The following is a 17,924-nucleotide window of genomic DNA, read 5'->3' as shown; positions in this document are numbered from 1 at the left end:
GCAGCGCCACCCGGCATATTCTACTCTCTTATTTTACTTCCAGTGCCCAGTGCACATAGCTTTGCCACTGGCACTCCTGCTCAATCATCTCTGCGCCGAGCGGGTGATGATCAATCCAGTTTTCCGGCAGCGTCAGCGTCAGCTTCTCATCATCGGCCACCAGATTAATCGCAGGCAGCAAATCATCACGACGACGGCTGGCAAACAGAATCGCCAGACGCAGCAGGCGGCACAGATGCTCGGCCACGCGCGGCGGTACAGCGTTTTGCTGATGAAGAGAGGAGAGATCAACGGCGTTGGTCTGGTTCAGCAGCAGCGTTGCCAGCAGCTTTTTCTGTGCGGGCGTGTAGCCCGGTAAGTCAAGGTTACGCACAAGGTAGGCTGCATGAGCCGGGGCCTGCTTAAAGTCGATACTCAGCCCCACTTCATGCAGAGCACAAGCGCTCAGCAATAAATCGCGGCTCAGAGGGTCAAGATCCCAGACGTTAGCGACCTGATCGGCAAAGCGAGAGGCCAGCTGCGATACGCGGCCAGCCTGATCGATATCAACCAGAAAACGACGCTGCACGTTGCGCAAAGTACGGTTGCGGATGTCCTGATCCACTGAAAGATGCAGCATCCCGTAGACCAGACCTTCGCGCAGCGCGCCGCCGGCAAGGGTCATACACTGGATGTTCAGCTCGGTGAAAATGGCGATCAGAATGGCGAGCCCGCTCGGGAAGACCAGGGCACGTTCCAGCGTCAGGCCTTCAATTTCCAACTCTTCCAGGCGTCCGCACTGAATAGCGCGCTGTTTAAGCTGCTGAAGTTTGGCAAGCGTAATGCGCTCGTCCATTCCCTGCGCCATCATGATTTCCTGCAGGGCCTGAACGGTACCTGACGCACCGACACACACTTTCCAGCCGTGGTAGCGCAGTTCGTCCATCACCGGACGTAACACTTCGCGCGCGGCATTTTCTGCCTCGTCGAAATTCTCTTTACCCAGATTGCGGTCAGCGAAGTAACGCTCAAGCCAGGTTACGCAGCCCATCGACAGGCTGAACAGCGAGGTCGCCTGCGCGCCGGTACCGGTCACAAGCTCGGTACTGGCACCGCCGATATCCACCACCAGACGGCGATCGTCCCCGCCTGTCGTATGCGCAACTCCCTGATAGATCAGGCGAGCTTCTTCTTCACCGCTGATTACCTGAACCGGGCACCCCAGGATTTCCTGCGCTTTGGCAATAAAATCCACGGCGTTAACCGCCAGGCGGAGCGTCGCGGTGGCGACCACGGTGATTTGGGCATGCGGGATATCCTGCAGACGCTCTGCAAAGAGCCGCAGACACTGCCAGCCACGTTCCATGGCTTCGGGAGAGAGGACATTATCGCTGCTCAGGCCCGCCGCGAGGCGGACCTTGCGCTTAATGCGCGTCAGCGTTTGTATGCTCCCTGCCACCTCGCGCACAACCAGCATATGAAAACTATTCGAACCGAGATCGATTGCTGCATAAAGCGAGGTGGAGCTGAGCATATTTTCTTAACCTGAACGACGACGATTACGCGGCGCGCCTGAACGACGCGGGCCATTGCCGGAGCGTGGGCGTGTAAGACGCTTAGGCGGCGGCAGTTCGCTTAACAGCGCTTCCGGATTGTATTTGCTCTGCGGAATCGAGTGACCGATGTACGTCTCAATGGCTGGAAGATTCAGCGCATACTCTTCACACGCAAGGCTGATTGAGTGGCCGCTCGCACCCGCACGACCGGTACGACCGATACGGTGTACATAGTCCTCGCAGTCATCCGGCAGATCATAGTTAAAGACGTGCGTAACGGCAGGAATGTGCAAGCCACGCGCTGCCACGTCGGTTGCGACCAGAATATCGAGATCGCCATGGGTAAATTCGTCGAGGATACGCAGGCGTTTTTTCTGTGCAACGTCGCCAGTGAGCAGGCCCACACGGTGACCGTCTGCAGCCAGATGGCCCCAGATGTCTTCACAGCGGTGTTTGGTGTTTGCGAAGATAATGGCGCGGTCCGGCCACTCTTCTTCGATCAGCGTTTGCAGCAGACGCATTTTCTCTTCATTGGAAGGATAGAAGAGCTCTTCTTTAATGCGATGACCTGTTTTCTGCTCAGGCTCGACTTCCACATATTCGGCGTTGTTCATCTGTTCAAACGCCAGTTCACGCACACGATAAGAGAGGGTGGCAGAGAACAGCATGTTCAGACGCTGATTGGCCGGCGGCATGCGGCGGAACAGCCAGCGGATATCTTTAATGAAGCCCAGATCGTACATACGGTCGGCTTCATCAAGCACCACAACCTGGATTGCGCCGAGGTTGATGTGGTTCTGTTTGGCGTAGTCGATAAGACGGCCAGTGGTACCAATCAGGATATCCACGCCGCTTTCCAGCACTTTCAGCTGCTTATCGTAGCCGTCACCGCCATAGGCCAGGCCAAGCTTCAGACCGGTAGCCTGTGCCAGGGGTTCAGCGTCTGCGTGGATCTGTACCGCCAGTTCTCGCGTCGGGGCCATAATAAGCGCGCGCGGCTGGTTAACTTTGCGGTCTGCAATCGCTGGGTGAGAAAGTAAATAATGAAACGTTGACGTTAAAAACGCCATCGTTTTGCCGGTACCGGTTTGCGCCTGCCCTGCAACATCGCGACCGGCCAGCGTCAGCGGCAGTGCGAGAGCCTGAATGGGCGTGCAGTTATGAAACCCTTTAGTTTCAAGGGCTTCAATCACTTTTGGGTGCAGGGCGAAGTCGGAAAACTTCTGTTCTGTTAAATGTGTTTTGCTCATAGTGTGGTAGAATATCAGCTTACTATTGCTTTACGAAAGCGTATCCGGTGAAATAAAGTCAACCTTTAGTTGGTTAATGCGACATCAACACGTCGTTGGTGTAGACAAAACCAACGTACCAGGCTTATTCCTGTGGAGTTATATATGAGCGATAAAATTATTCACCTGACTGACGATAGTTTTGACACGGACGTACTTAAGGCTGACGGGCTGATCCTCGTCGATTTCTGGGCTGAATGGTGTGGTCCTTGCAAAATGATCGCTCCGATTCTGGATGAAATCGCTGACGAATATCAGGGCAAACTGACCGTTGCCAAACTGAACATCGACCAGAACCCGGGCACCGCACCAAAATACGGTATCCGTGGCATCCCGACCCTGCTGCTGTTCAAAAACGGCGAAGTGGCGGCGACCAAAGTGGGCGCGCTGTCCAAAGGTCAACTGAAAGAGTTCCTGGACGCTAACCTGGCGTAAGGTTTCTCCGCTGCGCGTCCAGAGCACCCGGCTAAATGATGTGGAACTCTGGACGCCCGGCTTAAGTCGTGCTAAGTTAGCTATGACTTCGTTTTAAACATATCTGTTGTTTGAATCTTGTTTTACCCGATACTTCCCCTTGTTGACATCAACAGTGCGAGAAGTGGCTAAATTCCGGGCTTGTCACTCAATCCGTCTTGTCGTTTCAGTTCTGCGTTCTTTCCCTGTGACCAGACAGCGAACAGACATGAGATGATGGCCGCTAAACAGGCATGGATGACCCTGCCATACCATTCACAACATTAAGTTCGAGAATCACCCCGAGTTTAAGAACCCACACCATTATGAATCTTACCGAATTAAAGAATACGCCGGTTTCTGAGCTGATCACTCTCGGCGAAAATATGGGGCTGGAAAACCAGGCTCGTATGCGCAAGCAGGACATCATTTTCGCCATCCTGAAGCAGCATGCTAAGAGTGGCGAAGATATCTTTGGCGACGGTGTGTTGGAGATATTGCAAGACGGATTTGGTTTCCTCCGCTCTGCAGACAGCTCCTACCTCGCCGGCCCTGACGACATCTACGTATCCCCCAGCCAAATCCGCCGTTTCAACCTCCGCACTGGTGACACCATTTCAGGTAAGATTCGTCCTCCTAAAGAGGGTGAACGCTACTTTGCGCTGTTGAAAGTCAATGAAGTTAACTTTGACAAGCCAGAAAACTCACGTAACAAGATCCTCTTTGAGAACTTAACGCCTCTGCACGCGAACTCTCGCCTGCGCATGGAGCGTGGTAATGGTTCAACGGAAGACTTAACCGCGCGTGTTCTGGATCTGGCATCGCCAATTGGTCGCGGCCAACGTGGTCTGATTGTGGCACCGCCAAAAGCGGGTAAAACGATGCTGCTGCAGAATATCGCGCAGAGCATCGCCTATAACCACCCGGACTGCGTACTAATGGTACTGCTGATTGACGAACGTCCGGAAGAAGTGACCGAGATGCAGCGTCTGGTTAAAGGTGAAGTGGTTGCTTCTACCTTTGACGAACCCGCCTCTCGTCACGTTCAGGTCGCGGAAATGGTTATCGAGAAGGCGAAACGCCTGGTTGAGCACAAGAAAGACGTGATCATCCTGCTCGACTCCATTACCCGTCTGGCACGTGCTTACAACACCGTGGTTCCGGCTTCCGGTAAAGTACTGACCGGTGGTGTGGACGCCAACGCCCTGCACCGTCCGAAACGCTTCTTCGGTGCGGCACGTAACGTGGAAGAGGGTGGTAGCCTGACCATCATCGCAACGGCGCTGATCGATACCGGCTCCAAAATGGACGAAGTGATTTACGAAGAATTTAAAGGTACAGGTAACATGGAACTGCACCTTTCTCGTAAGATCGCTGAAAAACGCGTCTTCCCGGCAATCGACTACAACCGTTCCGGTACCCGTAAAGAAGAGCTGCTCACTACCCAGGAAGAGCTGCAGAAAATGTGGATCCTGCGCAAAATCATCCATCCAATGGGTGAAATCGACGCAATGGAATTCCTCATTAACAAACTGGCGATGACCAAAACGAACGACGATTTCTTCGACATGATGAAGCGCTCGTAACGTAAATAAAGCCTGTAAACGCCACGTTTTTACGTGGCGTTTTTCTTTTATGGATTATACGCTAGTACCATCTACTCCCAATTTTGACCGGTCAGTGCGACAATAAGATAATTCGCACAGTAAAAACATTAATAGCTTGAATAATAAGCAAATGGAATTGTAAGAGGTTTGCTTTATAACTTCAGGCTCAGCGCCTTGATGGTTATACTTCCTTGACTAACATTTGTTGAGAACATCCATTGTGAACCTACTTGATACGTTTACTGAACTAACCAGTATTTTCTTATTTACCACCTGCTTTTTGTTTCTGGCTCGTAAGGTGGCAAAATACCTGGGATTAGTGGATAAACCTAACTTCCGTAAGCGGCATCAAGGCATGATCCCTCTGGTTGGGGGAATTTCTGTTTTTGCAGGTATCTGCTTCACTTTTGCAATAGCTGATTATTACATTCCCCACGCCCGGTTGTACCTGGCATGTGCAACCGTTCTCGTCGTGGTCGGCGCTCTTGACGATCGTTATGACATTAGCGTCAAGATCCGTGCCTTCGTTCAGGCTGCTGTAGCCATCACCATGATGACATTCGCAAAGTTGCACCTGAGTAGCCTGGGTTATATTTTTGGCCTCTGGGAGATGGAGCTCGGCCCATTCGGTTATTTCCTGACGCTTTTTGCTGTGTGGGTTGCGATTAACGCATTTAACATGGTTGACGGTATTGATGGATTGCTGGGAGGACTGTCCTGCGTCTCATTTGCCGCAATAGGTTTCATTTTATGGTTCGACGGGCAATACAGCCTGGCTATGTGGTGTTTTGCCATGATTGCGGCGATCCTGCCATATATCATGTTAAATCTTGGCGCACTGGGTCGACGCTACAAAGTATTCATGGGCGATGCGGGTAGCACGTTCATCGGCTTTACTATCATTTGGATCTTGCTGGAAACCACTCAGGGTGACGTGCATCCCATTAGTCCTGTAACGGCATTGTGGATTATTGCCATCCCGTTAATGGATATGGTCGCGATTATGTATCGCCGGCTTCGTAAAGGGATGAGCCCTTTCTCTGCTGACCGTCAGCACATTCATCATTTGATCATGCGAGCCGGATTCACTTCCCGGCAGGCATTTGTGCTAATTACACTGGCGGCTGCTATTCTAGCGGGGATTGGTGTGACGGCGGAATATACACATTTTGTGCCTGAGTGGGCTATGTTGGTATTGTTCTTGCTAGCTTTTTCTCTCTATGGCTACTGCATTAAGCGCGCATGGAAAGTCGCGCGATTCATTAAACGTCTTAAGCGCAGGATGCGTCGTAACAGTGGCAAAAACACAACATTAACTAAGTAAAACCGGGACTATGATGACTCAACCGTTGGCGGGAGCGAAATCAGTGGTAACTGAGAATGAACTGGATATTCGGGGTTTGTTTCGCGTGTTATGGGCAGGCAAACTTTGGATTGCGGGGATCGCGCTGGGGTTTGCACTGTTAGCGCTGGCCTACACATTCTTTGCAAAACAGGAGTGGAGCGCCACGGCAATCACAGACAGACCAACGGTTAACATGCTCGGGGGGTACTATTCCCAGCAGCAATTCCTGCGAAACCTGGATATTAAAGCCAATCTCGCGACGCCGGACCAGGCTTCCGTTATGGATGAAGCCTATAAAGAGTTTGTGATGCAACTGGCCTCGTGGGATACACGCCGCGATTTCTGGTCCCAGACGGATTACTACAAGCAGCGTCGGGTTGATAACACCAAAGCCGATGCCGCGCTGCTGGACGATCTGATTAACAATGTTCAATTTATGCCGGGTGATGCGCTGCGTAACGTCAACGACAGCGTCAAGCTGATTGCAGAAACCGCGCCGGACGCCAACAATCTGTTGCGTCAGTACGTCGCGTTTGCCAGCCAGCGTGCCGCAAGCCATCTTAATGAAGAGCTGAAAGGCGCATGGGCAGCCCGCACAATCCAGATGAAGGCGCAGGTCAAACGCCAGGAGGAAGTGGCAAATGCCATTTTCGCCCGACGCATACATAACATTGAACAGGCGTTGAAAATTGCGGAGCAGCACAATATTTCCCGCTCTGAGACGGATGTCCCGGCAGATGAATTGCCTGACTCTGAAATGTTCCTGCTTGGTCGCCCAATGTTGCAGGCGCGTCTGGAAAATCTGCAGGCCGTTGGCCCTGATTTTGACCTCGACTACGATCAAAATCGCGCGATGTTGAACACGCTTAATGTCGGTCCCACGATGGACCCGCGTTTTCAGACCTATCGTTATTTGAGAACACCTGAAGAACCTGTAAAACGCGATAGTCCGCGCCGTGCATTCCTGATGATCATGTGGGGGATTGTGGGTGCACTCGCTGGTGCTGGTGTTGCGTTAACGCGTCGTCGCGCAAACTAAGAACGCCGTTTACGATGAAGGCCAGGGCCTTCATCGTCTAATCGAAGAGAATCGATGTGAAAGTACTTACCGTATTTGGCACTAGGCCGGAGGCCATTAAGATGGCGCCTCTGGTACATGCGCTGGCCAGCGACCCTGATATTGAAGCGAAAGTCTGCGTTACGGCCCAGCACCGTGAGATGCTCGACCAGGTCTTAACGCTCTTTTCCATCGTCCCGGATTACGACCTCAATATTATGAAACCGGGACAAGGATTGACGGAAATAACCTGCCGCATACTGCAAGGTCTCAAGCCGATCCTGGAGTCATTCCAGCCCGACGTTGTTCTGGTACATGGCGATACCACGACGACGATGGCAACAAGCCTGGCCGCTTTTTACCAGCGTATTCCCGTCGGCCATGTTGAGGCGGGCCTGCGTACCGGCAACCTTTATTCGCCGTGGCCAGAAGAGGCCAACCGTACGCTTACCGGCCATCTGGCAATGTACCATTTTGCCCCTACCGAGAACTCGCGTCAGAACCTGCTGCGCGAAAATATCGCCGACAACAAAATTTTTGTGACCGGCAATACGGTCATCGATGCGTTGATTTGGGTACGCGATCGCGTCCTGGCAAACAGCGATCTGCAGAAAGCGCTCGCTGCCCGCTATCCATTCCTGAATAACGGCAAAAAAACCATTCTGGTCACAGGCCATCGTCGTGAAAGCTTTGGCCGGGGTTTTGAGCAGATCTGTCACGCGCTGGCTGAAATTGCGGCGCAGAACGTCGATGTACAGATTGTCTATCCGGTCCACCTCAATCCTAACGTCAGCGAGCCGGTCAACCGTATCCTTGGCCATGTTGAAAACGTCCTGCTGATTGAACCGCAGGACTACCTGCCGTTTGTCTGGCTGATGAACCATGCCTGGCTGATCCTCACCGATTCCGGCGGCATTCAGGAGGAAGCACCGTCCCTCGGCAAGCCGGTGCTGGTGATGCGTGAAACGACTGAACGCCCGGAAGCGGTTAAAGCGGGTACCGTGCGTCTGGTCGGTACTGACGCGCAGCTCATCGTCGAAGAGGTGACGCGACTTCTGCATGATGATGACGCATATCAGACAATGAGCCGGGCCCATAATCCGTACGGAGATGGCCAGGCTTGTGGTCGTATTTTGCATGCACTTAAACACAATCGGGTATCGCTATGAGTTTTACTACCATCTCTGTCATTGGTCTTGGCTACATTGGCCTGCCCACCGCGGCGGCGTTTGCCTCTCGTCAGAAACAGGTTGTCGGTGTGGATATCAATGCCCGGGCGGTGGAAACCATTAACCGCGGCGAAATTCATATTGTTGAGCCCGATCTGGACCGCGTGGTGAAAGAGGCCGTTGACGGCGGCTTCCTGCGTGCCAGCACGACGCCAGTGGAAGCGGATGCGTACCTGATCGCCGTCCCGACACCTTTTAAAGGCGAGCACGAGCCCGATATGATCTACGTCGAGGCGGCAGCGAAATCCATTGCCCCTGTGCTGAAGAAAGGGGCGCTGGTGATCCTGGAATCGACCTCGCCAGTGGGCGCCACCGAGCAGATGGCGCAGTGGCTGGCCGACGCGCGTCCCGATTTAAGCTTCCCGCAACAGGCGGGAGAGCAGGCGGATATCAACATCGCCTACTGTCCGGAGCGAGTGCTGCCGGGCCAGGTCATGGTTGAGCTGATTAAAAACGATCGCGTTATTGGCGGTATGACTCCCGTCTGCTCGGAACGTGCCAGCACCCTGTACAAAATTTTCCTCGAAGGCGAATGCGTAGTCACCAACTCCCGCACTGCTGAAATGTGCAAGCTGACGGAAAACAGCTTCCGTGACGTGAATATCGCCTTTGCGAATGAGCTGTCGCTGATCTGCGCCGATCAGGGGATTAACGTCTGGGAATTGATTCGCCTGGCGAATCGCCATCCGCGCGTGAACATTCTTCAGCCGGGCCCGGGGGTGGGTGGACACTGTATCGCCGTCGATCCGTGGTTTATCGTGGCGCAGAATCCGGCGCAGGCGCGTCTGATCCGTACCGCGCGCGAAGTGAACGACAGCAAACCTCACTGGGTGCTCAACCAGGTCAAAGCCACGGTCGCCGATTGTCTTGCAGAGAGCGGCAAGCGTGCCAGCGAGCTGAAAATCGCCTGCTTTGGCCTGGCGTTTAAACCCAATATTGACGATTTGCGCGAAAGCCCGGCAATGGAAATTGCCGAGATGATCGCCGGGTGGCACAAGGGCGATACGCTGGTGGTTGAGCCGAATATCCATGAACTGCCGGCAAAACTGGCGGGGCACTGCACGTTGACCACCCTTGATGACGCGCTGGCAACGGCGGATGTGCTGGTGCTGCTGGTGGATCATAAAGAATTTAAAGCGACGTCTGGTGATGCCGTGCATCAACAGTATGTCGTTGATACCAAAGGCGTCTGGCGTTGAGTGAACTCCACGGCGTGCTTGAATCCCTTGAATGGGAAAGCACTTTTTTTGCTCGCCCCTCGGCGATAGTGCGCTTGCGTGAGGATGCGCCTGCTCTGCAGGAAGCTGACTTCAACGCCTGGCAGCGCGTGCAGGCTAAGATCCCGGCGGACCGCGCCGATTGGCTTGATGCGCTCCAGCAACACGGTTTTCAGCTGGTTGAAAGTGAGGCAGACCTGTCTATTGCCCTTACCCGACACGATGCGTGCGGGGCGGAACTTGCAACGGAACAGGATATCCCTGTATTACGCCAGATGGCGGCTAAGGCATTTGCTCAGAGCCGCTTTCGTGCGCCCTGGTATGCACCTGATGACAGCGTACGCTTCTATGCCCAGTGGATTGAGAATGCGGTCAAAGGCACCTTTGACCACGTCTGTCTGGTATGTCGTGCCGCGGACGGTCAGATCCAGGGATTCGTTTCGCTGCGTAAGCTCAACGAGCGCGAGGCGCGTATTGGCTTATTAGCCGGACGCGGTATGGGGGCAAAACTCATGCAGGCGGCGCTGCACTGGGCGCAGCAGCAGCAGAGTGTGACGCTGCGGGTGGCTACCCAAATGGGCAACACTGCCGCGCTTAAACGTTATATTGCGAGTGGTGCCAACATCGACGCCACCGCCTACTGGTTATACAGGTGACAAGATGATTCCATTTAACGCCCCCCCCGTCGTCGGTACGGAACTCGACTATATGCAGTCTGCCATGGGCAGCGGCAAACTTTGCGGTGATGGCGGTTTCACCCGTCGCTGCCAGCAGTGGATGGAGCAGCGTTTTCGCAGCGCTAAAGTGCTGCTGACCCCGTCCTGTACGGCATCGCTGGAGATGGCGGCACTGCTGCTGGATATCCAGCCTGGCGATGAAGTGATCATGCCGAGCTATACCTTTGTCTCCACGGCAAATGCGTTTGTCCTGCGCGGAGCAAAAATCGTCTTTGTGGATATCCGCCCGGATACCATGAACATTGATGAGACGCTGATTGAAGCTGCGATCAGCGACAAAACGCGGGCGATCGTGCCGGTTCACTACGCGGGCGTAGCCTGTGAAATGGACACCATCATGGCGATCGCCAAAAAACACAACCTGTTTGTGGTGGAAGATGCCGCTCAGGGAGTGATGTCCACCTACAAGGGACGCGCGCTGGGCACTATCGGCCACATTGGCTGCTTTAGCTTCCACGAAACGAAAAACTACACGGCGGGTGGAGAAGGTGGCGCGACGCTGATCAACGACCCGGCGCTCGTGGAGCGTGCGGAAGTGATCCGTGAAAAAGGCACCAACCGCAGCCAGTTCTTCCGTGGGCAGGTGGATAAATACACCTGGCGCGATATTGGCTCAAGCTATCTGATGGCGGATCTGCAGGCGGCATATCTGTGGGCACAGCTGGAAGCGGCGGAGCGGATTAACCTCCAGCGCCTGTCCCTGTGGCAAACCTATTACGATGCACTTGAACCGCTGGCAAAAGCCGGGCGTATCGAGCTGCCAACTATTCCGGCTGATTGCGTTCACAATGCCCACATGTTCTACATCAAGCTTCAGGATAACGACGATCGCAGCCAGCTCATCGCCTGGCTGAAAGAAGCCGAAATTATGGCGGTCTTCCACTACATTCCGCTACATTCGAGCCCGGCAGGCGAGGCGTTCGGGGTGTTCGCCGGTGAAGACCGTTACACTACAAAAGAAAGTGAGCGTTTGCTTCGCTTGCCACTGTTCTACAACCTCGCGCCAGTTAACCAGCGTACGGTGATTAATACCCTTCTGAGTTATTTCGGTTGATATGTCTCTGGCAAAAGCATCGGTGTGGACCGCCGCGTCCACGCTTGTAAAGATTGGCGCCGGACTGCTGGTCGTCAAGCTGCTGGCCGTCTCATTCGGTCCTTCAGGCGTCGGGCTGGCGGGGAACTTCCGCCAGCTGGTGACCGTCCTTGGCGTGCTGGCCGGGGCCGGTATCTTCAACGGTGTGACCAAATACGTTGCTCAGTATCATGATGATGCGGCACAGCTTCGCAGGGTCGTCGGCACCGCGTCGGCGATGGTTACCGGGTTTTCGACCCTGCTGGCTATCGTATTTTTGCTGGCGGCGGCCCCCATCAGTCAGGGATTATTTGGGCATACCCAGTATGAGGGGCTGGTGCGTCTGGTCGCATTGGTTCAGATGGGTATTGCCTGGGCAAACCTGCTGCTGGCATTGATGAAAGGCTTTCGTGATGCTGCCGGGAACGCGCTTGCGTTAATCCTGGGGAGCGTCATCGGCGTGATTGCCTATTACTTCTGCTACCGTTTGGGTGGCTATGAAGGGGCACTGCTCGGGCTGGCGCTGGTTCCGGCGCTGGTTGTCGTTCCTGCCGCGTTTATGCTGATGCGTCGGGGCGTTATCCCTCTGAGCTACCTCAAACCGCAATGGGACAAAGTGCTTGCCAGCCAGTTGGGTAAATTTACCCTGATGGCGCTCATTACTTCCGTCACGCTGCCGGTGGCTTACGTGATGATGCGAAACCTGCTGGCGGCGCATTATAGCTGGGATGAGGTAGGGATCTGGCAGGGCGTAAGCAGTATTTCCGACGCCTACCTACAGTTTATTACGGCTTCCTTTAGCGTTTATTTGCTGCCAACCTTATCGCGTCTGACGTCCAGGCAGGATATTACCCGTGAGATTTTCCGCTCGCTGCGCTTTGTGCTTCCCGCTGTGGCGGCGGCCAGTTTTACCGTCTGGCTATTGCGCGATGTCGCCATCTGGCTGCTTTTCTCAGCGAAGTTTACCGCCATGCGCGATCTGTTTGCCTGGCAACTGGTGGGCGATGTGCTGAAAGTGGGGGCTTACGTTTTCGGCTACCTGGTGATTGCGAAAGCCTCGCTGCGGCTGTATATCCTGGCGGAGATAAGCCAGTTTGGGTTACTGACGGCATTTTCACACTGGCTAATACCTTCGCATGGTGCGCTGGGGGCGGCTCAGGCCTATATGGCAACCTATATCGTTTATTTCGCTGCCTGTTGCGGCGTATTTTTATTGTGGCGTAAACGCGCATGACTGCACTGATTCACATCCTGGGATCGGATATCCCACACCATAACCAGACCGTTTTGCGGTTCTTTAACGATGAACTGGCACCGGGTAACCCTGATGCACGTGAGTTTATGGTTGCAGGTCAGGATAAGGGCCTGAGCGAGGCATTTCCGGCGCTGACTCTTCGCTTCTGGCCGGACAAGGCCGCGCTGGCGAAGGCGGTCATTGCCAAAGCCAAAGCGAATCGCCAGCAACGTTTCTTTTTCCACGGGCAGTTCAATACCGGCCTGTGGCTGGCCCTGCTCAGCGGGGGAATCAAACCTTCCCAGTGCAGCTGGCATATCTGGGGGGCGGATCTCTACGAAGTCTCACGCGGCTGGAAATTCCGCCTTTTCTATCCCCTGCGCCGCATGGCACAGGGCAGGGTGGGCTGCGTTTTTGCCACCCGTGGCGATCTCAACTATTTTGCGAAACAGCATCCGAACGTGCGCGGTGAGCTAATCTATTTCCCAACCCGCATGGATCCGGCGCTAAATACCCTGGCGAATGACACGGTTCGTGAAGGCAAGCTGACGATTCTGGTGGGAAATTCAGGCGACCGCAGTAACGAGCATGTTGCCGCGCTGCGGGCGGTACACCAGCAGTTTGGCGACACGGTGAACGTGGTCGTGCCGATGGGTTATCCGGCCAATAACGACGCCTACATCAACGAGGTTCGCCAGCAGGGTCTTACGCTTTTTAGCCCTGAGAATCTTCAAATCCTCAGTGAAAAGCTGGCGTTTGATGAATACCTTACGCTGCTAAGAAAATGCGATCTCGGCTATTTTATCTTTGCGCGTCAGCAGGGGATAGGTACGTTGTGTCTGCTGATCCAGGCGGGGGTGCCGTGCGTGCTCAACCGTGACAACCCATTCTGGCAGGATATGGTTGAACAGCATATTCCGGTGCTGTTTACCTCCGATACGCTGAATGTCGAGGTGGTACGGGAAGCACAACGCCAGCTCACGCTGGTGGATAAAAACAGTATCGACTTTTTCAGCCCGAACTATCTCACGCCGTGGCACCGTGCGCTGCGTATCGCGTCAGGAGACAAAGCATGAGTCAGTTGCAATTCAGCGGCTTACTGGTTGTCTGGCTTCTGAGCACGCTGTTTATCGCCACCCTCACCTGGTTTGAATTCCGCCGGGTGCGCTTCAACTTTAACGTATTCTTCTCGTTACTGTTTCTGCTGACCTTCTTTTTCGGCTTCCCGCTGACCAGCATTCTGGTTTTCCGGTTTGACGTGAGCGTCGCGCCGCCGGAAATCTTGCTCCAGGCGCTTCTGGCGGCGACCTGTTTCTATGCGGTTTACTACGTCACCTACAAAACGCGGCTGCGTTCAGCCAGGGCCACTGCATCACGCCGGGCGCTCTTTACTATGAATCGTGTGGAGACCCACCTGACATGGGTGATATTAATGGCTATCGCCCTGGTCAGTGTCGGGATCTTCTTTATGCATAACGGCTTCCTGCTGTTTAAGCTCAACTCCTACAGCCAGATTTTTTCGGCTGAAGTTTCGGGCGTGGCGTTAAAGCGATTCTTCTACTTCTTCATCCCGGCGATGCTGGTGATTTTCTTCCTGCGACAGGACAGTAAAGCGTGGCTGTTCTTCCTGGTCAGTACCGTCGCGTTCGGTATCCTGACCTACATGATTGTGGGCGGTACGCGCGCCAATATTATCATTGCTTTCGCTATCTTCTTGTTTATCGGCATCATCCGCGGCTGGATCTCGCTGTGGATGCTGGTGGCGGCAGGGGTGTTTGGCATTGTGGGGATGTTCTGGCTGGCGCTGAAGCGCTACGGGATGAACGTGGCGGGCGATGAGGCGTTTTACACGTTCCTCTACCTGACGCGCGATACCTTCTCGCCGTGGGAAAACCTGGCCTTGCTGCTACAAAACTACGACAAGATTGATTTCCAGGGGCTTGCGCCGATTGTTCGCGACTTCTATGTCTTTATCCCGAGCTGGCTATGGCCGGACCGCCCTGGCGTGGTGCTCAATACCGCGAACTATTTTACCTGGGAAGTGTTGAACAATCATTCGGGTCTGGCGATCTCGCCAACGCTGATCGGCTCCCTGGTGGTGATGGGCGGCGGCTGGTTTATCCTGCCTGGTGCGGTTGTCGTAGGGCTGATTATTAAATGGTTCGACTGGCTTTACCTGCGCGGTATTGAAGAGACGAACCGCTACAAAGCGGCCATTTTGCACAGTTTCTGCTTTGGTGCCATTTTCAATATGATCGTTCTGGCGCGCGAAGGCCTGGATTCATTCGTTTCGCGCGTGGTGTTCTTCATGGTCGTTTTCGGCATCTGCCTGTTACTGGCCAAATTGCTGTACTGGCTGTTTGACAGTGCAGGGCTTGTGCACAAGCGCGGGCAACAGGGCAGCACAACGCTGTCGCAAGTTTAAGAAAGGATAGTCATGACGGATAAAACTTCTGCACCGCGTTATGCGCTTCGTGGTTTGCAGCTTATTGGCTGGCGCGATATGCAGCACGCGCTGGATTTTCTTTTTGCCGATGGTCAGATGAAATCCGGTACGCTGGTTGCCATCAATGCAGAAAAGATGCTGGCGGTGGAAGATAACGCCGAAGTCAAAAGCCTGATTGAAGCGGCTGAATTTAAATACGCGGACGGGATTAGCGTGGTCCGATCTATCCGTAAAAAGTTTCCTGGCGCTAATGTTTCCCGCGTGGCGGGGGCCGATCTCTGGGAGCATCTTATGGCCCGCGCGGGCGCTGAGGGGACGCCAGTCTTCCTGATTGGCGGTAAGCCCGAAGTGCTGGCACAGACCGAAGAGAAGCTGCGTCGTCAGTGGAATGTTAATATTGTCGGCAGTCAGGATGGTTACTTTAAGCCTGAAGATCGGCCGGCTTTGTTTGCACGCGTTCGCGACAGCGGGGCAAAAATTGTCACCGTGGCGATGGGTTCCCCGCGCCAGGAAATCCTGATGCGCGACTGTCGGCTGGTCAGCCCGGATGCCCTGTATATGGGCGTAGGAGGCACCTACGACGTCTTTACCGGCCACGTTAAGCGTGCACCGACGATCTGGCAAAATATGGGGCTGGAATGGCTCTACCGCCTGCTTTCACAACCCACCCGCATTAAACGGCAGATTCGTCTGCTTCGCTACCTCGCCTGGCACTACACCGGGAAAATGTAATCAAAATGTAGCGCGATATGCTGTTCGCGCTGCAACTCACCTGCAAAACTGCTGATAATTTGTGCAATGCATTCATTTTTTTTATGCATCGTTTGCCATTTGGTCGATTTTAAGAAACCATTCGCTCCGTATTTTAGTCCCCCTAAAAAACAATACCCGGTATTAAGCCGGGAAACAGCAAACACAATCGAGGATCTATGGCAGAGAAACAACCGGAGCTACAGCGTGGGCTGGAAGCTCGTCATATCGAACTGATCGCGCTGGGCGGCACTATCGGCGTGGGCCTGTTTATGGGCTCCGCAAGCACCCTTAAATGGGCAGGCCCTTCCGTATTACTGGCGTATATCATCGCCGGGCTGTTTGTTTTCTTCATCATGCGCTCAATGGGCGAAATGCTCTTTCTGGAACCCGTAACCGGATCTTTTGCCGTTTACGCGCACCGTTATATGAGCCCGTTCTTCGGCTACCTGACAGCCTGGTCCTACTGGTTTATGTGGATGGCGGTGGGCATCTCTGAAATCACCGCGATAGGGGTCTATGTCCAGTTCTGGTTCCCGGACATGGTCCAGTGGATACCGGCGCTGATTGCCGTGGGGCTGGTGGCGCTGGCAAACCTGGCCGCGGTGCGCCTGTACGGTGAAATCGAGTTCTGGTTTGCGATGATCAAAGTGACCACTATCATCGTGATGATTGTGATTGGTCTGGGCGTGATTTTCTTTGGCTTTGGCAACGGTGGGCACGCCATCGGCTTTGGCAACCTGACTGAACACGGCGGCTTCTTCGCTGGCGGCTGGAAGGGCTTCCTGACAGCGCTGTGTATCGTGGTGGCTTCATATCAGGGTGTGGAGCTGATCGGTATTACTGCCGGTGAAGCGAAAAACCCGCAGGTCACGCTGCGCAGCGCGGTGGGCAAAGTGCTGTGGCGCATCCTGATTTTCTATGTGGGCGCGATCTTCGTTATCGTGACCATCTTCCCGTGGAATGAAATTGGCACGACCGGAAGCCCGTTCGTTTTAACCTTTGCGAAGATTGGTATTACCGCAGCAGCAGGCATCATCAACTTTGTGGTTTTGACAGCGGCACTCTCTGGCTGTAACAGCGGGATGTACAGCTGTGGCCGTATGCTCTACGCGCTCTCGAAAAATAACCAGCTACCTGCGGCGATGAGTAAAGTATCACGGGCGGGTGTGCCGGTTGCGGGGGTCGCGGTATCCATTGTGATTCTGCTGATTGGCTCATGCCTGAATTACATCATTCCTAATCCGCAGCGTGTGTTTGTTTACGTCTACAGTGCCAGCGTGCTGCCGGGCATGGTGCCGTGGTTTGTCATTCTCATCAGCCAGCTGCGTTTCCGTCATGCACATAAAAAAGCGATCGCCAGCCATCCGTTCCGCTCGATCCTGTTCCCGTATGCGAACTATTTAACGATGGCGTTCCTGATTTGCGTATTAATTGGAATGTACTTTAATGAAGATACCCGCATGTCGCTGTTTGTCGGGCTAATCTTCCTGGCGGCAGTGACGGCCGCGTATAAGCTTTTTGGCCTGGGTCGCCGCGGCACCACGCACAAAGTGGAGGAATAAGCGGCAAAATGTGCAAACCATAACCAAACGCGCATTTTTTTCAAAAAAGCACTAGACAGCGGGGACGGAGGTACGTAATATCCAGCCCCGCAACGGCGCTAAGCGCCCGTAGCTCAGCTGGATAGAGCGCTGCCCTCCGGAGGCAGAGGTCTCAGGTTCGAATCCTGTCGGGCGCGCCATTTTAGTCCCGGCGCTAGAGCTGCGGTGGTCTGAGAAGTAGTCAGTACCGCGTGAAAGAATACAGTGGTGGCTATAGCTCAGTTGGTAGAGCCCTGGATTGTGATTCCAGTTGTCGTGGGTTCGAATCCCATTAGCCACCCCATTATTGAAAGAGTTGTGAATTGCGAAGGTGGCGGAATTGGTAGACGCGCTAGCTTCAGGTGTTAGT

Annotated in this window: 15 protein-coding genes and 2 tRNA genes; 15 read left to right on the top strand and 2 right to left on the bottom strand. The window is 54.1% G+C overall.

The genetic code is table 11. From position 1 onward, the window contains the following. Window positions 1-28 precede the first annotated feature (28 nt). A complete protein-coding gene (gene gppA / locus L977_RS00975) occupies window positions 29-1,513 on the bottom strand; it encodes a guanosine-5'-triphosphate,3'-diphosphate diphosphatase (protein WP_023331584.1) in 1,485 nt (494 codons plus the stop codon). 6 nt (window positions 1,514-1,519) lie between these two features. Continuing rightward, entirely contained in the window at window positions 1,520-2,785 is a 1,266-nt protein-coding gene (rhlB, locus tag L977_RS00970) for an ATP-dependent RNA helicase RhlB (RefSeq protein WP_047624343.1), read from the bottom strand. A gap of 144 nt (window positions 2,786-2,929) precedes the next feature. Here rhlB and trxA point away from each other — a divergent pair, with 144 nt between their 5' ends. The 15 genes from trxA to L977_RS00895 all read left to right on the top strand — a co-directional run bounded on the left by trxA (window position 2,930) and on the right by L977_RS00895 (window position 17,858). Next, window positions 2,930-3,259 carry a thioredoxin TrxA gene (trxA, locus tag L977_RS00965; RefSeq protein WP_006179218.1) on the top strand — a complete coding sequence of 110 codons (330 nt, stop codon included), beginning with the start codon at window positions 2,930-2,932 and terminating at the stop codon, window positions 3,257-3,259. A 344-nt stretch (window positions 3,260-3,603) separates the two neighbouring features. Beyond that, on the top strand, window positions 3,604-4,863 hold the full coding sequence (rho, locus tag L977_RS00960; RefSeq protein ID WP_008501566.1) for a transcription termination factor Rho: 1,260 nt from the start codon (window positions 3,604-3,606) through the stop codon (window positions 4,861-4,863). Between the two features lie 241 nt (window positions 4,864-5,104). Next, window positions 5,105-6,208: a UDP-N-acetylglucosamine--undecaprenyl-phosphate N-acetylglucosaminephosphotransferase gene (wecA, locus tag L977_RS00955; RefSeq protein WP_014885669.1), complete on the top strand. Its 1,104-nt coding sequence runs from the start codon at window positions 5,105-5,107 to the stop codon at window positions 6,206-6,208. A gap of 13 nt (window positions 6,209-6,221) precedes the next feature. Next, window positions 6,222-7,268: an ECA polysaccharide chain length modulation protein gene (gene wzzE / locus L977_RS00950; RefSeq protein WP_014885668.1), complete on the top strand. Its 1,047-nt coding sequence runs from the start codon at window positions 6,222-6,224 to the stop codon at window positions 7,266-7,268. A gap of 56 nt (window positions 7,269-7,324) precedes the next feature. Next, window positions 7,325-8,455 carry a non-hydrolyzing UDP-N-acetylglucosamine 2-epimerase gene (gene wecB / locus L977_RS00945; RefSeq protein ID WP_014885667.1) on the top strand — a complete coding sequence of 377 codons (1,131 nt, stop codon included), beginning with the start codon at window positions 7,325-7,327 and terminating at the stop codon, window positions 8,453-8,455. After that, window positions 8,452-9,714: a UDP-N-acetyl-D-mannosamine dehydrogenase gene (wecC, locus tag L977_RS00940; protein WP_047624337.1), complete on the top strand. Its 1,263-nt coding sequence runs from the start codon at window positions 8,452-8,454 to the stop codon at window positions 9,712-9,714. The genes wecB and wecC overlap by 4 nt, the downstream gene beginning before the upstream one ends. Further along, window positions 9,711-10,388, top strand: a complete 678-nt coding sequence (rffC, locus tag L977_RS00935; RefSeq protein ID WP_047624336.1) for a dTDP-4-amino-4,6-dideoxy-D-galactose acyltransferase — start codon at window positions 9,711-9,713, stop codon at window positions 10,386-10,388. The genes wecC and rffC overlap by 4 nt, the downstream gene beginning before the upstream one ends. Window positions 10,389-10,392: 4 nt before the next feature. Continuing rightward, window positions 10,393-11,523: a dTDP-4-amino-4,6-dideoxygalactose transaminase gene (gene rffA, locus L977_RS00930; protein WP_047624334.1), complete on the top strand. Its 1,131-nt coding sequence runs from the start codon at window positions 10,393-10,395 to the stop codon at window positions 11,521-11,523. Window position 11,524: 1 nt separating this feature from the next. Further along, entirely contained in the window at window positions 11,525-12,775 is a 1,251-nt protein-coding gene (gene wzxE, locus L977_RS00925) for a lipid III flippase WzxE (RefSeq protein ID WP_014885663.1), read from the top strand. After that, window positions 12,772-13,851, top strand: coding sequence for a TDP-N-acetylfucosamine:lipid II N-acetylfucosaminyltransferase (locus tag L977_RS00920; RefSeq protein ID WP_032635142.1), 1,080 nt, complete (start codon window positions 12,772-12,774; stop codon window positions 13,849-13,851). The genes wzxE and L977_RS00920 overlap by 4 nt, the downstream gene beginning before the upstream one ends. Continuing rightward, the gene (gene wzyE / locus L977_RS00915) at window positions 13,848-15,200 is read left to right on the top strand and encodes an ECA oligosaccharide polymerase (protein ID WP_047624331.1); all 1,353 of its coding nucleotides are present in this window, start codon (window positions 13,848-13,850) and stop codon (window positions 15,198-15,200) included. Before L977_RS00920 ends, wzyE begins: the two co-directional genes overlap by 4 nt. A gap of 12 nt (window positions 15,201-15,212) precedes the next feature. Then, on the top strand, window positions 15,213-15,953 hold the full coding sequence (gene wecG, locus L977_RS00910) for a lipopolysaccharide N-acetylmannosaminouronosyltransferase (protein ID WP_047624329.1): 741 nt from the start codon (window positions 15,213-15,215) through the stop codon (window positions 15,951-15,953). A gap of 197 nt (window positions 15,954-16,150) precedes the next feature. Continuing rightward, the gene (thrP, locus tag L977_RS00905) at window positions 16,151-17,536 is read left to right on the top strand and encodes a bifunctional threonine/serine APC transporter ThrP (RefSeq protein ID WP_023331578.1); all 1,386 of its coding nucleotides are present in this window, start codon (window positions 16,151-16,153) and stop codon (window positions 17,534-17,536) included. A 102-nt stretch (window positions 17,537-17,638) separates the two neighbouring features. Beyond that, window positions 17,639-17,715 (top strand) — tRNA-Arg (locus L977_RS00900). A gap of 67 nt (window positions 17,716-17,782) precedes the next feature. Further along, window positions 17,783-17,858 (top strand) — tRNA-His (locus L977_RS00895). Window positions 17,859-17,924 lie beyond the last annotated feature (66 nt).

It is taken from the genome of Enterobacter sp. ZOR0014 (genome assembly GCF_000798855.1).
Lineage (GTDB): Bacteria > Pseudomonadota > Gammaproteobacteria > Enterobacterales > Enterobacteriaceae > Enterobacter > Enterobacter kobei.
This window is presented reverse-complemented; position numbering and strand designations above follow the sequence as displayed.